Raw genomic sequence first — 15876 nt, 5'->3', positions numbered from 1 at the left:
TGATTTTCAAGATGTATAAGCAATAAAAACAATCCATGTAAGTTGTTTCTTCGCAACTTAATTTGGCCAATAATCTTAGATATATAAGGTAAGCCCTATGAAGAGTATATTTAATCTATTAGTTGTTATATGTGTATCCTGCACAGCAATGGCACAGGAGCAGAAACGCCCTAATATTGTATTTATTTTCAGTGACGACCATGCCGTGAAAGCGTTAAGTGCCTACGATGACACTTTAATGCAGACGCCAAATATCGATCGTATAGCTAAAAAAGGTATGCGCTTTGACCGTGCATATGTAGGCAATGCTGTTTGCGGCCCCTCTAGAGCGACCTTATTAACAGGCAAGCACAGCCACGCCAATGGCTATGAAACAAATGACTGGTCAGGAGAGTTTAATGGCCACCAGGAAACCTTACCCAAATTATTGCAACAATCTGGTTATAAAACCGCGGTTTTTGGTAAGTGGCATTTAATGAGCGACCCCGTGGGGTTCGATGATTGGTCGGTAATTGACAATGTTATGGAGCAAGGCACTTATTATAACCCTAGTTTCAGAAGCCCTGCAGGGATCAAAGAAACGACCGGATATGTCGCAGAAATTGTAACCGATCAAACGATTTCTTGGCTTAAAAATCAAAAGCAAAGTGAACAACCATTTTTGCTTATGTATAACCACAAATCTCCTCATCGAGATTGGATCCCAGCACCACAAGAGTTAGCAGAATGGGATGAAAGTGCAACCTTACCAGAACCTAACACCTTACTACGTTCAATGGACGGTTTGAGTGAAGCAAGACAAAACTCGCGTATGAGTATTGCCGATGATATGACGGACTTGGATGTTAAGTTATCTGAACCATCATCGATGAATGAAGAGCAATTAAAGCTGTGGGAAGCGACCTTTGCAAAAGGTAATGAGGAATTTGAAAACGCTGATTTAACTGACGACGAAATTACTCGTTGGAAATATCAACGTTATATCAAAACCTACACTGGTTCAGTTAAAAGTATGGACCGTGAAATTGGTCGGTTGCTTGATTACTTAGAGGCAAATAATTTAGACGAAAATACCATTATCATTTATTCATCAGACCAAGGTTTTTACTTAGGGGAAAACGGTTGGTTTGATAAACGTTGGATTAATGATGTGTCCTCCAAAATTCCATTATTAATTCAATGGCCAAACCATATTAAAGAGGGAAGCAGTACTTCTGCTCTAGTACAAAACATAGATTTCGCACCAACTCTTCTTGATGCTGCAGGTGTTGAAATCCCCGAAGCGATGCAAGGGATCAGTTTATTGCCGGTATTAACCGACGATGAATTTGAACCTCAATCAAGAGATCTTTATTACCAATTTTATGAAAACCCCGGTTTTCATGGCGTTGCTCGTCATTACGGTATCATTAGTGAACGCTACAAACTCGCCAACTTTTACAATAACGAAGAATGGGAACTGTTTGATACACAAACCGATCCTGATGAGCAAATTAATCTCTACGGTCAACCAGGGTATGAAAAGGTTACTGCGGACTTAAAGCAGCGTTTGCTAAGTTTACGTGCTCAGTACAAAGTACCTAGTACTGATGATGATCCGCAGCCACCTTGGTACTACTCAACCTTGATTCGTGTTGTAGAAATGATTATGGGTTGGATGTAATCTGATATTGCACTGAACCAAATCAGTTAAAGATTGGAAAGTAACCTGGCATGGGATGTTTATGCAAAATGTCAGGTTACTTTTTTGGTTTAAGTTTCACCACTTTTAACGCAGAAGATGCTTTACACATTTCTAAAATTAACTCGCCGCACTAACCTACCTGCCAACAAACCCAGTGAGCACAAACTTCTGCACCCGTCTGCCAGTGCTTACTTCTGAGGTATATAAATTACCATCGCTGTCTACAACTACGCTGTGAAGCCAAGTAAATTGTCCTGGGTAGCGGCCTGGGCGACCAAAACTGCCGAGTACTTCATAAGTATCATGCCATAGGATCCAGATACGCCCGTTCATCATATCTGCCACATACATATACTTATTGTCTGGGGAAAAATCGATATCTGATGCCGTTCCTAAGCCTCCAGTATCTCCAGCGATAATAACATCTTGAATGAACTGAATTTTTCCTTCTTCATCAGCTTCGAATACTTGAATACGATTATTTCGTCGGTCACAAACATAAATTTTGCCGTCAGTTGACTGTGTTACACAATGCACAATGTCGCCAAAACTTTTTGCTTTAGTGCTGGTGTTTTCACTGTTGCTGGTGGCTTGTGAAACGTCGAATGCCCCTTGTCTTGTTCCGCCTCCAGGTTCGCCACCATAAGCTCCCCATAATTGATCAAAACTGTTGTCATTCGTGTCAAAAGCAGTAATTCGTTTGTTGATATAACCGTCGGCAATAAATACTTGATCATTGATGCTGTTATGGAAAATATCAGCTGGATTCCCCAAGGCATCTTGGCTCAAATTTCCATCGGTTTTACCACGTTGGCCATACTGACGAATAAATTCCCCTTGCGCGGTAAAATTCAACACAACGTGGTCATCTTTGCCATTTCCACCAAGCCAAACTGTATTATCTTCATCAACGTAAAGGCCGTGAACGGTAGCGGGCCATTGATTAGTTCCGGCTAAACTCGGCGCTAGTTCTGGACCGCCCCAAGCCTGAAGTAATTCTCCATCTGGTGAAAATTGCATAACATGTGGGGCAGCTTCACAACATAAGCCTGTGTTGTTGGTTAAACCTAAATCTAAGCCACTAAGTGAGTTAGGGCGATGTAAAATCCACACGTTATTCTGTTTATCTACGGCTAGACCTGGTACTTGTCCCATTAACCAAGTTGCTGGCATCTTGGGCCAGCTCGCATCGACACTGAATTGTGGAACTTTGTGATTTGGGCTAGTTGCTGGGTAGCGTTCAACCGCCACCAAACTATTTTCAGTCGTTTTAGTAAGCTTGGATGGTTCAGCTTCAGATACGCCACAAAAAAGAGAAAACAGGCTTAACCCAAGTGCTTTTAATCCCAGTTTGTTAGATGGTAAATATGATTGAATCATCTCTGCGCCTATTAATTCTATGGTTGATTTAAATGCAAGCAAACTACAGCATATTACTTAGCGACTGCTTAAATAACGGTCAGCTTGCTACCTGACATCATCCTAGGTAAAAACCTATGCTAATAAAATTACTTTACGTCGAAATGCAGATAATAGAAGACCTAATTTTATTAAGTTTGAAAAGACTATTATGTCGCACCCACTAAAAAATTGTAAATAATGATATACTCGAGAACCACTAAGGCCCTTAGTATCAACAGAGTTTTTGTACTCTAGTGACTGCATTGACCGCACTAAGCGATGGGATTCGCGTTCCAGTAAAGAACAGCTATAGCAAAGCAGCTTACTGCTCATCTTTTAATTTTGTCGGAATAATATTTATGAAGCTCGTTACCCAATTGTTTTTCAGCTTAACCTTAATCGTCGGAATCAGTGCTTGTTCCGATTCAACTGAGCCTAAATCAGTTCAAGATAGCGCTAATGAAACTGCCTCACAAAAGCCCTCTAATTCGATTGATAGCCAACGTCTTTCTGACATTGTCAAAGTACTAGCGTCAGAGGAGTTTGAAGGTCGCGCTCCTGGTGGACCGGGTGAAGCAAAAACTGTTGCCTATTTAATTGAGCAATTTCAATCTCTGGGTTTGGAACCCGGCGGCATTGATGGTGGCTGGACGCAGTCGGTACCGCTGGTGCATACACAGTTAGACTCCAGCGGTTCACTGAATATAAAAGTAGCAAACGCTGATCAAACATGGCGGCAGGGAAGTGATGTGGCTATTAGCACTGCTCGTGCGGTCGACAAAGCAAGTATTAAAGATGCCCCTTTGGTATTTGTGGGATATGGGGTGAATGCACCTGAACGTAACTGGGATGATTTTGCTGATATTGACCTAACCGGCAAAGTTGCGGTCTTTTTAGTCAATGATCCCGACTTTTCAGCTGCACCAAATGAAGCCGTTGCTGGCCGGTTTGGCAATAAACGCATGACATATTATGGTCGTTGGACATACAAATATGAAGAAGCTGCGAGACGAGGTGCATTAGCTGCGTTAGTTATTCATGAAGACAAGGCTGCGGGTTACGGTTGGAATGTGGCATCGTCTTCCGCCGGTGAACAGTTTACCTTGGCTGAAACCAATGGCCCTTTGCCTCCTTTGCTGCAAGGTTGGCTGCATTACGACGCTGCAACAGCATTGTTTAACGCTGTTGGCTTAGATTTAAACGAACAGCGAAAACTAGCTCGTTCAGATGACTTTAGTGCTTTTGAACTGCCAGAAGCGAGATTATCAGCTGACTTTACGGTCTCAATGGATAATATTGATTCACAAAACGTGTTGGCGCGATTGCCAGGAACCTCTCAACAAGATGAAACCTTAATGGTATCTGCTCATTGGGATGCTTATGGTCAAGGAGAGCCGGATGAATTGGGTCGCACTGTTCGTCCAGGAGCTAATGATGATGCACTTGGCACCGCTGGTGTAATTGAATTGGCTCGCGTGCTTAAAGCTGGACCGCCTATGGCGCGAAGTGTGGTGTTTGCAGTTTGGACTGCTGAGGAGAGTGGATTATTAGGTTCTGCCGCTTATGCCTCGAACCCCATTTATCCTCTATATTCTACGGTCGCCAACTTTACCTTAGACATTTTACAAACAGCGGGTCCGGCTAGAGATGTTATTTTGGTTGGTGAAGGTCAAAGTGATCTTGAAGATGATCTTGCTCGCGCAGCGGCATTGCAGTCTCGCGTGGTTACACCGGAAAATTTGCCTGAAAATGGTTTGTTTTTTCGTGCAGACCATTTCTCAATGGCCCGTCAAGGCGTACCTGTTTTGTTGATAATGGGCATAGCCGGTGGAGCTGATTTGATCGATGGAGGACGTGCTGCGGGCGACCAATGGATTGCCGACTATACCGGAAATTGTTATCACCAAACCTGTGATGCTTGGAGTGAGGATTGGGATTTACGCGGTGCGGTTGAAGACATCGAATTATTCCACTCAATTATACGAGATCTAGGCGATTCGAATCGCTGGCCACAGTGGAAAGAAAGCTCTGAATTTCGCAAAATTCGCATGGAAACTGAGAATATGAGAATGAGATCTCAGTAGCTTGCAATGTATAAAAAAGCCAACTAACTAGTTGGCTTTTTAAGGCAAATATAACGGTTCGGTTTTAAGCAACCACTAATTGCCAAACTCCTTTTATGCCAATTGCCGACGTGAAGATTGAAAACAGTAAAATCGCGGCAAGAATGACATTGGCTATCCAGCTGTTAGCATGCTCTTTCATTAAATCCTTGCGATTACCCAGATAGAAAATGCAAGCTACGGTAACTGGCAAGATAACGGCATTAAACGCTTGGGAAATAATCATCACAAACACCGGGCGTGCATCAAAAATCGGTACAACTAAGCCAAGCAGTGAAATAACAAATACCATGATACGGAATTTAGCTAGGGTCATATCGCGTTCTGCGCCGGTGTAGTCACACAACAGCCAAGGTAGCATTAATATATTAGGAAATTGTGAGGACACGCCAGCTGCTATCAATCCAAACGCAAATATTGAGGTCGCTAAGGTTCCCGCTAGTGGTTCTAAAATACCTATCATTTGAGATGCTTTGGATAAACCAATACCTTCAACGAATAAGGTGCCCGCGGCTGCAGCCATAATGGATGCACTGATGATGAACATCAGAAATACCGAGAAAATAGCGTCATTACGTTGTTTGTTATAATCAGCCAAGGTCCAGCCCGCTTCCTTTACCAAGGTGGTGCGGATAATAAATAAACCGGAAAAAACAGTGGTGCCAATCATTGAGGCGATGACTAAAAATGGCCCCTTGTCGGTAGATGATGTCACTTCTGGAATACTGGGTATTAAGCCTTTTAGAATCTCCATTGGAGGCGGCATCATGATAAAGAAGTTTATTAAAAAACACGCCGACATTATGGCGACAATAACCGCGAGGCTACGCTCGAAAAACTCGGTTTTACCATTCCAAAATATGAAATAAACCAAGCTTAGAAAAAATCCAGCAAAGTAAATAGGCGCAATACCACCATCGATAGCAGATTTTGACCATTCATAACAGATATCGGCCACTATACCCATTACACCCATTACACTGCCACATACACCAAAGGTTAGTGCCACTAAGAAGAAAATGCCGACACCTGGGTGGATGTGCTTCCTAAATGCTTGAAGAGCCGTTTCGCCAGTGATTAAGGTATAACGACCATACAAGTTAATCATGAAAAAAGTACATAAACAGGAGGCTATGATGGTCCACAATAAAGACATGCCATATTCAGCGCCTGCCTTTGCCATTGCGGTAACACTGCCGGTGCCAATGTTGAATCCCAGTAAGAAAATACCGGGTAGAAAAAGAGCCAGTCCTTGGGCAAACTTTTGTTTAAAAGACTTTTTGTTCGGATGATCCATTTGTGGTACCTCTGTCATTATGATGACTCCGGTTGTTGCGCAATGGGCGCTGCTTTATTACCCCGCAACTCTCGCTAGGATTTATGCTTCCCAGATATTCGAGTAACCCAGATTTATAATAAAGTCGATTTTAGCTATGATTTCGCTGCCTAATCGCAACTTATTTACTCACTTTCGCAACATAGCTAAGTCAACTTTTTTACTTTATTGTTATTTTTTGTCACTTCCTGGATAGCACTCCAGTACAGTCATTCCCGATTCAGATTCGTATTGGAAATCTTCAATGTTTGCAGGACAAAAGAAGCGATCCCACTGATTTAATTGGGTAACTTCATTTCCTGCTCGCAAAACACCACTTCCTTGGGTTACTACCCCTATGAAAAAAGCATCTTGTTTACGCAGGAAATTGCCTTGAACGGTAGCACGTCTGACGGTAAAGCAAGGGGTTTTATCAGGACCGATTAGCTCTTCGAGGGTGTTACCCGCGTTGTCGTCAATCAGTACTTCTGGGATGCAACGAAATTCATCATCTATCTGTTCAGGCGGAACAGGGGAGAAGTTGAACGCATCTAATGCAGTCTCTATGCCGCGGTCCATAAAGCGTGCTTTTTCAGGAATCACATAACCACATCTTTCGAATTCAAATCTGACTGCTAAATCAGATGGTTCCATGATCTCCAACATCAAAATGCCTTCTCCTAACGCATGGGGACGTCCGCCTGGCAGCAAAAATACGTCACCTGGTTTTACAGGTATGCGATCGAAACACTTTTCAATGGAGGCAATATCTTGTTCTTCTATCCATTTTTTGAGCTGTTCACGACTGGGTGATCTTTGAAAGCCGGCGTAAATGTAGGGATCAGTTACATCTTCGCGGATCTCCAAAATAACATATGCTTCGGTTTTCCCACGAGGATAACCTAGTCTTTGTTGTGCGAATTCCCGGGTAGGATGCGCTTGGAAATGCAACCGTGTGGCACTGTCCAGGTATTTTACTAGCGGAATGTCATCTAACGAGCGAGCAGAGTTATTAACATAACCTAAAAAGTGTTGTTGATCTTGATTCAACAAGTCACGAAACGTCACTGATTTGCCATCTTCAAGCTTGACGGTTGCTAATCCTTCAGAGATCTCTTCGCGGCCAATGTTACGGGCTTCTACCGTTGAACCAATCCAATCTTCTGGAAAACTGGAATCTTGTGGATTCTCTTTGCCTTCGATTAGATCGAGCAATTTTCCACCTTGATAGGTTCGCCAAACACGGTTTGCCGAAAACTTAATGATATTATTCATGATGATTGCTCTTCGAACTGGGCAGAGAGGGCTCTTATTACCCCTCTAACTTCGGCAAGACCTTTCAAACGACCAATGCCGGAATAGCCTGGGTTGACGGTTTTACCGATGTCATCCATCATCTGATGACCATGATCGGGACGAATAAATATGTCTTGATCTAGCGAGTTGGCTTGTCGACGTCGGTTTTCTTCATTCAACAATTCTTTCACCACATGAATCATGTCTATGTCACTATCGAGATGGCTAGCTTCGTAAAAAGTGCGCTGTTCATTAGGGTCACGGGTGACACCGCGAAGATGAGAGAAATGAATACGCGGTCCAAATTGCTTAGCCATAGCCGGTAAGTTGTTGTCTGGACGACTGCTATATGTGCCTACGCAAAGGGTAATACCGTTTGAAGGGCTAGGTAGTGCATTAAACAGAATATCCAAGTCGTCTGCGGTACAAATAATACGCGGTAGTCCAAGCATATCTCGAGGTGGATCATCAGGATGAATGGCCAGTTTAACGCCCAAAGCTTCTGCGCGAGGAAGAACTTGTGCTAGAAATGCAAACAAACTTTCACGTAAAGTATCACTTGTTACATCTTTGTAGTTGCTTAGCATGGCGCGAAAATCGTCCAGTCCATAAGCGTCAGTCATTTTACCAGGTAGACCAGCAATTATATTGTTGGTCAGTTGTTCTTTATCGGCCTCAGACATAGCTTCAAAGACCTGTTTTGCTTCTTCTATTTCAGCTGCACTGTATTCTGCTTCAGCGTTATCACGTTGCAAAATAAAAAGATCGAAGGCGGCAAACTTTTTCTGATCAAAACGCAGCGCATATGCACCGTTGGGAAGTTTGAATTTGAGATCGGTACGCGTCCAATCAATCACCGGCATGAAGTTGTAGCAAATTGTTTTTATTCCGCATTTGGCTAGGTTTTCCATCGATTCGATCCAATTATCGATGTACTTTTGATGGCCAGGTCGTCTCAGTTTTATATCTTCATGGACAGGAATACTTTCTACTACACTCCATTTAAGGGGCATAAGATCATCTTCACAGTTTTCTATTAGAGCCTGATATTGACGAATCGCTTCAATTGACCAAACGTCACCGGTAGGAATAGTATGCAGCGCACTGACAACATCAGTTGCACCTGTTTGTCTTATATCATTTATGGTTACGGGGTCGTTGGGACCGAACCATCTCCAAGATTCACGCATTTTAAGTTTCTCTAATTAAAATAAAAAAGTAAGCTTTTCACCTTCACTTCATCAGCAACGCCATAATGTGTTTACAATCCGTCTTTGCTCATTTGAAGTAAGTGTCTACTATCAACAGATTATTAGAGTAACCTTCCGGTGGCAGCTTTACACATTGAAATTAGTACCCGCTCCCATTGAGGGATATGCGTGATTGTGAAAATGACAAATTAAAGTATCCAATAATACCAAATTGGTCAACCAATATATTCTGTCTATCGTGCCACTCACCCCCTGTTTCGTTTCTTTTTCACACTATTTAGTTACATGAAAATCTATAGCATCTATACATAATCTTTACTCAACGCTATATCATGGGTTGTCTTTAACATGTTGATATATATTGTTATTTTAAGGTTTTTATTGATTTTTACATGCTTTGGTTATTAGAATGTAAGCATTGGCTAGACCAATACTTTAAATTTTTGTTAAAAAATATATTACCAAAAGGTTGACCTTTACAGGATAAATTGTAAGTATTACGTAAATTATTTGTAAGTCTTGAGCCTTTATCTTGTGAAGTAATAAGTTTGTGTAAATTTTTATCTAAACTATATTCCATAAAGATGATGTTCAATTACTGAAAAATAAGCTTAAAACACACATAAAACTCACAGGAACAATATATGCAACACAGATTATCGAAAATTACTTTAGCGATGCTTTCAGCAACCGCGCTAAATATGTCCGCATCTGCTTTTGCACAAGATGCGCAGCCAAGTGCAGATGACGATTACGAGGTTATTCAAGTAACAGGTATTCGTAGCTCACTAACCAACGCCCTTGCCGAAAAGCGGGAATCGAATAACTTGGTTGAAGTCATTGAAGCGGTTGATATTGGTAAGCTACCAGATCAAAACCTTGCGGAAGTACTAGAGAACGTTACTGGTATTCAGATTACAAGAACAGCTGGTGTTGGTACCGGTGTTCAAATCCGTGGTACTAACTCTAACCGAACGGAAATCAACGGTGTATCTACTGTGGGTTCTGGCGCTGGACGCAGCGGTATTAGTTTTGAAGATGTTTCAGCAGGAATTATATCTGGCGTTGAGGTGACGAAGTCTCCTGAAGCTAAAACAATTGAAGGATCTGTGGGTGGAACTGTAAACCTGAAAACAATACGTCCACTTCAGCTTAATGACACCCTAATCTCCGTTCGTGTACAAGGTGAAAATAGTAGCTTATCTACAGACAGTACTTTTACTCCTAGACTATCAGGTACTTTTGGCGACAATTGGGATACTGATAACGGCGAATTCGGTGTAGTAGTAAGTCTTAACTATGCTGAGCAAGATGTTACTGCTTTCCGTCCTCGTGCTGATAGAGATAACTCTGTAGCTGCAGATAGTGGCGCGGCAAGTGCACAAGATTTTGATTACTTACCAATTCAATTCTTCGTACAAGATTATGACAACTACGAATATGAATCTACTAACATTGCCGCTACTTTTGAATGGGCGCCAAGAGAAGAGTTGAAGTTGTTTTTTGATGCCGTTATTAACGATCAAGAACGCAGACAAGAAAGTTCAAGAATTCAAGCATCAGGTATTAGTGGACTTAAAGACATTGCCGCTCCTAGTGAATTCGAAACGGTTAACTTTGGTTCTTTAGGTGGCCAAGACCTTGGTAGCATCCAAGCAGCTGTACGTGGTGTCATTCCAATTGATGGAGATGGTTCTGACGGTAACTTACGTTTCTCAGGTGATACAAATTCTCGTATAACCAAAAGTGAAATTTACAGACTTGGTGGTGAGTGGACCGGTGATAACTTTAAAGTGAGTGCTGAGCTGTCTTCTTCAAGCTCTGATACTACTACTCCTAGCTTCAATACTACATTGAACTTTATCAACCCTAACTCTCCATTGAATGCTGAAGCTCTTCTAGCCAATCACTTTGCCAATGAAGCAAACGGTAATGAAGACCTATACGATTCAAACGAAAATGGTACGCCATTTATTTACGATTTAACCGGCAACGCACTAACCTTTGGTGTTGCTACAGGTGAAGTAACTGGCCCTAGCTCTGAACAACTACTTGACCCAGCTAACGTGGTATTGCGTGATGTGGCGATTGGCCAAGATGTCGCGGAAAACAGTGAAGATGCTTTCCGTACTGATTTCACTTATTACCTAGACGGTGTTGTGACTTCGGTTGATGTTGGTTTCCGTTACAGTAAAGTAAACAGTCTTCGTGACGAGATTACGACCAGCGTAGGTTTAAGAGAATTCGCAGATAGCCCTACTGGTGATTTGTTCGCAGAACTACTGGTACCTGGGCCGACTAACTTTAATGATGCTGATGGTAGAGAATTATACGTACGTGATTTTCTTCTTATTGACGCAGAAAGAGTTGCTTCAGATCCAGATGGCGTGTTAGCTATTTTAAATGATGCCATTGTTGCTAATAATGCTATTACTGGTTCAACTCGTGGACCTATTAGTTCACCAACTTCAAGCTCAGCTGCTTTCTTTGATATTGAAGAGAAAACGACTGCTTTGTATGCGCAAGGTAACTTCTCTTATGAAATGCTCCGCGGTAACTTTGGTGTGCGTTATTTAAAAACTGACGTGACTTCAAGAGGTAACTCTGTAACTAACGATGTGGTTACTGCTGTTACAACTGAAAGTGATTACGACTTCGTATTACCACGTATTAACGTAGTAGCCGATGTACACGATGATGTTGTTGTTCGTGCAGGTTGGGGAAAAGATATTAGACGTCCTGATTTTGATGACCTTTCAACGTCGTATACATTCTCTACTAGTCCAAACCCAGCAGTACAACTAGGTAACCCTGGTTTGGCTCCTGAAGAAGTGACTTCATTCGATTTGTCTGCTGAATGGTATTTTGCTGAAGCAAGTATGGTTAGTCTTGGTATTTTCCACAAGAAACGTTCTGAATTGCACGTAACTCAACAAGATGACCCATATGAAGATCCTGTAACTGGTTTCCGTGATATCACAGATCCTTGTGAAGGCGGCGGTATCTTTAACCCAATTGCAGACATCAACGTATTTGGTCCAATTGGTACCGGCGTATGTGTTCCTACATCGCAAAAAATTAATGACACTGGTGAAACGACTCAGAAAGGGATTGAATTTGCTGTTCAATATGACCTTGCTGGTTTCGAAGATGACCTAGGTTGGGCTTCTGGTTTCGGTGTGATTTTCAACTATACCATTCAAGAGTTCTCAGGTGGTGAGGCAGAAGATTCAGCAACTAGCCGTGCTAACGCTGTGTTTGCATTAACAACGGGTATTGACGATATCAGTGTTTCTGCAGTTCAGGGCTTACTTGACTTGTCTGAAAACTCTTACAACTTTACGTTGTACTATGAAAAGTATGGTTTGTCGGCTCGTATGCGTTACACATGGCGTGAAGCGTACCGTTCAACTGACTTCGGTAGTACTTCTAGCTTACCTTGGGGATTCCCAGTGGTACAAGAAGACAGAGGACAACTTAACGCTAGCGTAAGTTATGATATCAATGAGCAATTCAACGTTGGTATTGAAGCTGTTAACCTCACAGAGTCTGAAGTTGAGCAAAGTTGTATCAACGAAGGTGGTTTGCTTTGTTACCAAGGTTTAACTGACCGTAGAATCACCATTGGTGGTAGCTACCGCTTCTAAGAGTTGTAAATATACCTAACTAAGATTGCCATTATTGATGGCAATCATTTTCCAAACAGATATTAGGGTTAGGTATTTATATTACTAAATTGAAAGCAAGCCCTATGGCTTGCTTTTTTATTTGCTGCAAATAACACCTTCTATTCTGTATCACTTTGCATTTCTCAATACTTTCTGTTTCGGAATCCTGTCCGTTTAGCAACACCAACTTATGTTAAACCTTGAAAACCTGCGGGGTCAGAGCCATAGATTTAGAACTGCGGGGGCAGAGCCAATGATTTGAACCTGCGGGGTCAGAGCCATTGATTTAAACTTGCGGGATCAAAACCATTGATTTTATTTCAACGGCTCTGACCCCTTTGATTTCTATCTTTTGGACTATTTGGCAGATTTTACCGATGCTATCCAGTTTTCAATATTCGTCTCTAATACCGATAGTGGAATTGAACCGCTACCTAACAAAGTATCGTGGAAATCTTTTATGTTGAATTTATCACCTAACTCATTTTGGGCTCGTTCGCGCAGCTCCAACATTTTTAATTGTCCAATTTTGTAAGCAAGGGCTTGACCAGGCCAAGATATATAGCGATCGATTTCGTTAATAATATCTTCCTCACTTTTAGCCGCATTTGCTTTAAAGTAGTCAATAGCTTGCTGTCGAGTCCAACCTTTGTAATGTATGCCCGTATCTACTACTAAACGCACTGAGCGCCACATATCATAGGTTAATTGACCAAAGCGGGAGTATGGGTCTTTGTACAAGCCCAAATCGTATCCCAAGCGTTCACTGTACAATCCCCAACCTTCTACAAAAACGGTAAAGCTTAAGAAACGACGGAAGTAGGGCATATCATCCAATTCCATTTGTAACGCCAATTGCAAATGGTGTCCTGGTACTGCTTCGTGAACACTCAGCACTTCCATTTCATATTTAGGACGGGTTTCAGGTTGATATAAGTTCACATAATAATAACCCGCACGGGAACCATCAGCGGCGGGCGGATTGTAATATGCCGTAGTCGAATCAGGGGCAACCGCATCAGGGATAGCTTTTAAGCCATAGGGTATGCGAGGAAGTTTGCCAAATAATTTGACGATCTCTGGGTCGATACGTTTGCTGATTGCGAGATATGCATCAAATAACTCTTCGGGCGTTTCATAATAAAATTGTGGATCTGTACGTAAAAAGTTAACAAATTCCTCAAACGTGCCGTCAAAGCCGGTTTCTTCCATGACTTTATCCATTTCTGCTCGATTGCGTGCTACTTCATCCAAACCAATCTGATGGATTTCATCTGGTGTCAGGTCAGTAGTGGTAAAATAGCGAACCTTCTGCTGATACGATGCTTTACCATCAGGCGTATCCCACAAACCATGGGTAGAGCGTGTTGCAGGGAGATATTGGTTAATAAAAAATTCGTTAAATTCAGCATAGGCTGGAATGATATGGTCAGCAATAATGGCTTTAGCTTTTAGCTGTAAGCGCGCCTGTTCAGCAGATGATATATGGTCACTGATATTGATAAAGGGCCGATAAAAAAGACTTTCCTCTGGTGTGTCGACAAGCTGTTTTTGAATTTGCGCAGGGATGCGTAGCATAGTATCGCGGGCAGGCATCATGCCTTGCGACATACCGGTTTCCATCAAGGTTTGATTTTGCTCAAGTAACCTGGGGATTTTTTCCAGTCTTGTTAACCAATTTTCATAGTCTTTGACCGAACTTAGCGACACGAAGTTGGCCATATCGTCCAAGGTTTGCACCCCTTGGTTTTGGTCTATCGGCATAAGATAGGACTTATATTTGTGCTCTTCTATGGACATTTCTAGCTGCCATTTAAACAACTGATAGTTAGTCTGCTGACTGTCCGTTAATTGTTCGACATCAATACTAGAAAGCTTTGCAAGGACGTCACGATTATGAGCGTCAATTGCATTGATTGCCGACAAACTCATGTCTTGCCAACGACTATTTTGCTGATCATTACCTAATCCAAGGTAACTAGCATAAGCAGGGTAAGTATCTAGAAAGTACTGCCACTCCTCATCGAGTATTTGTTGCAGCTGTTGTTGTGCATCATTAGGCGCTGTTACTGATATGGAGTCTTTAGTTTGTTGTGGAGCGGCACAAGCAGTGAGCAGCATTGCCGCAAATAGCATTTTTATAAACAGTTTTATAGGCATCTTGATTTCCCTTTCGAGTATGTTTTTTAACCATACTCTTTTATAAAGGGTTCGTACAATTTTAGCAAATCTTTGCTTAGTTTGGTAAGCGCAGCAAACACTGTTATTTGCGCGCTATGCAAACCATGTGAAGTTCACTTATTTCAGTATATTTCTGATTTGTTGCGCAACTTCAGGATAATCAGATGACTCAATAAATCCTAACGAAAATGATTGAGGAGTGCTCAGATATTTGTCTTTTTCATGACGTCCAAAGCCCAATACCGTCATATATGGTCTGCTTACATAGTCATCCGGATATGCATCATCTTGATGATGTAATAAATAGATCATTCTCGATGTTTTTACATCCCCAAAAGCAAACCATTCAGGTGCGGGAAGATCACCAATAAAAGCTTCATTTATGGGGTGTTGTTGGTCATCGACAGAGGCATACCAGAAATCAGTTTCGTCCATCTCTCCACCGGGTACGCCTTCATATTGCACCCAATATTTATAGCCTTCACTGACTTGTGACATCGTGAAATCGCAGCGATCTGGATAGAAGTCCCATTGTCCCTGCCATTTACCATTACCTGAAGTGAAGGTAATTCTGACGTGTTCATCCGTTTCAATATCAATGCTTGAAGTCGACAGCTCGGTTCCCGCGTTTAACGCATGGAAATAATTTCCGTCTTGTTTGTGTATTGCATTTGGAAAACCACGATACTCGCCTTTCCAACCTGAACCTTTCTCATCGTGGAACCCAATCCAATCCACGCCATCTTTGTCTAACATACTTGATAGCCCACCACCTTGTTTTTCAAGATAAAAAGTGGCGTTATCGATACTAATTATATAAGCGCTAACACCACCGGCAGACTCATCCACACCATGGCTTAGCGTGACTGATTTTTGTTCATGCTTTTCTTCAATAGATGGTTTGCAAGCGGCGAGTAGCAGAAGACCACTGGCAATAAAAACAAATTTTAATTTTGAAAACATCCAATTCACTCGTGTAATAATTCGTTAAAATAGA

The 15876-nt window shown here is 41.9% G+C and carries 9 protein-coding genes; 3 read left to right on the top strand and 6 right to left on the bottom strand.

Annotated elements, in window-relative coordinates:
- Positions 1-97 precede the first annotated feature (97 nt).
- Positions 98-1663, top strand: coding sequence for a sulfatase (locus VUI23_RS16900; RefSeq protein WP_342805087.1), 1566 nt, complete (start codon positions 98-100; stop codon positions 1661-1663).
- A 156-nt stretch (positions 1664-1819) separates the two neighbouring features.
- On the opposite strand, the gene VUI23_RS16895 is transcribed toward VUI23_RS16900, so the two are convergent.
- On the bottom strand, positions 1820-3064 hold the full coding sequence (locus tag VUI23_RS16895) for a beta-propeller fold lactonase family protein (RefSeq protein ID WP_342805086.1): 1245 nt from the start codon (positions 3062-3064) through the stop codon (positions 1820-1822).
- Positions 3065-3444: 380 nt separating this feature from the next.
- Here VUI23_RS16895 and VUI23_RS16890 point away from each other — a divergent pair, with 380 nt between their 5' ends.
- Positions 3445-5169 (top strand): M28 family peptidase, encoded by a 1725-nt coding sequence (locus VUI23_RS16890; protein WP_342805085.1) that lies wholly within the window; start codon positions 3445-3447, stop codon positions 5167-5169.
- 64 nt (positions 5170-5233) lie between these two features.
- Here the strand turns inward: VUI23_RS16890 and VUI23_RS16885 are convergent, their stop codons facing one another.
- The 3 genes from VUI23_RS16885 to uxuA all read right to left on the bottom strand — a co-directional run bounded on the left by VUI23_RS16885 (position 5234) and on the right by uxuA (position 9009).
- Positions 5234-6523 (bottom strand): Nramp family divalent metal transporter, encoded by a 1290-nt coding sequence (locus VUI23_RS16885; RefSeq protein ID WP_342805084.1) that lies wholly within the window; start codon positions 6521-6523, stop codon positions 5234-5236.
- Positions 6524-6715: 192 nt separating this feature from the next.
- On the bottom strand, positions 6716-7798 hold the full coding sequence (locus VUI23_RS16880) for a mannose-6-phosphate isomerase (RefSeq protein WP_342805083.1): 1083 nt from the start codon (positions 7796-7798) through the stop codon (positions 6716-6718).
- A complete protein-coding gene (gene uxuA / locus VUI23_RS16875; protein ID WP_342805082.1) occupies positions 7795-9009 on the bottom strand; it encodes a mannonate dehydratase in 1215 nt (404 codons plus the stop codon). The genes VUI23_RS16880 and uxuA overlap by 4 nt, the downstream gene beginning before the upstream one ends.
- A gap of 665 nt (positions 9010-9674) precedes the next feature.
- Between uxuA and VUI23_RS16870 the strand changes: the two genes are divergently transcribed.
- Positions 9675-12677, top strand: coding sequence for a TonB-dependent receptor (locus VUI23_RS16870; RefSeq protein ID WP_216049566.1), 3003 nt, complete (start codon positions 9675-9677; stop codon positions 12675-12677).
- A 378-nt stretch (positions 12678-13055) separates the two neighbouring features.
- Here the strand turns inward: VUI23_RS16870 and VUI23_RS16865 are convergent, their stop codons facing one another.
- Both VUI23_RS16865 and VUI23_RS16860 read right to left on the bottom strand, forming a co-directional pair.
- Complete coding sequence (locus VUI23_RS16865) at positions 13056-14858, bottom strand: DUF885 domain-containing protein (protein WP_342805081.1); 1803 nt, start codon at positions 14856-14858, stop codon at positions 13056-13058.
- Between the two features lie 138 nt (positions 14859-14996).
- Entirely contained in the window at positions 14997-15842 is an 846-nt protein-coding gene (locus tag VUI23_RS16860; RefSeq protein ID WP_303499348.1) for a hypothetical protein, read from the bottom strand.
- Positions 15843-15876 lie beyond the last annotated feature (34 nt).

The sequence above is a fragment of the Alteromonas sp. M12 genome (genome assembly GCF_037478005.1).
Classification (GTDB): domain Bacteria; phylum Pseudomonadota; class Gammaproteobacteria; order Enterobacterales; family Alteromonadaceae; genus Aliiglaciecola; species Aliiglaciecola lipolytica_A.
Note: the sequence above shows the minus strand (reverse complement) of the source record. Positions and strands in the feature narration are given on the sequence as shown.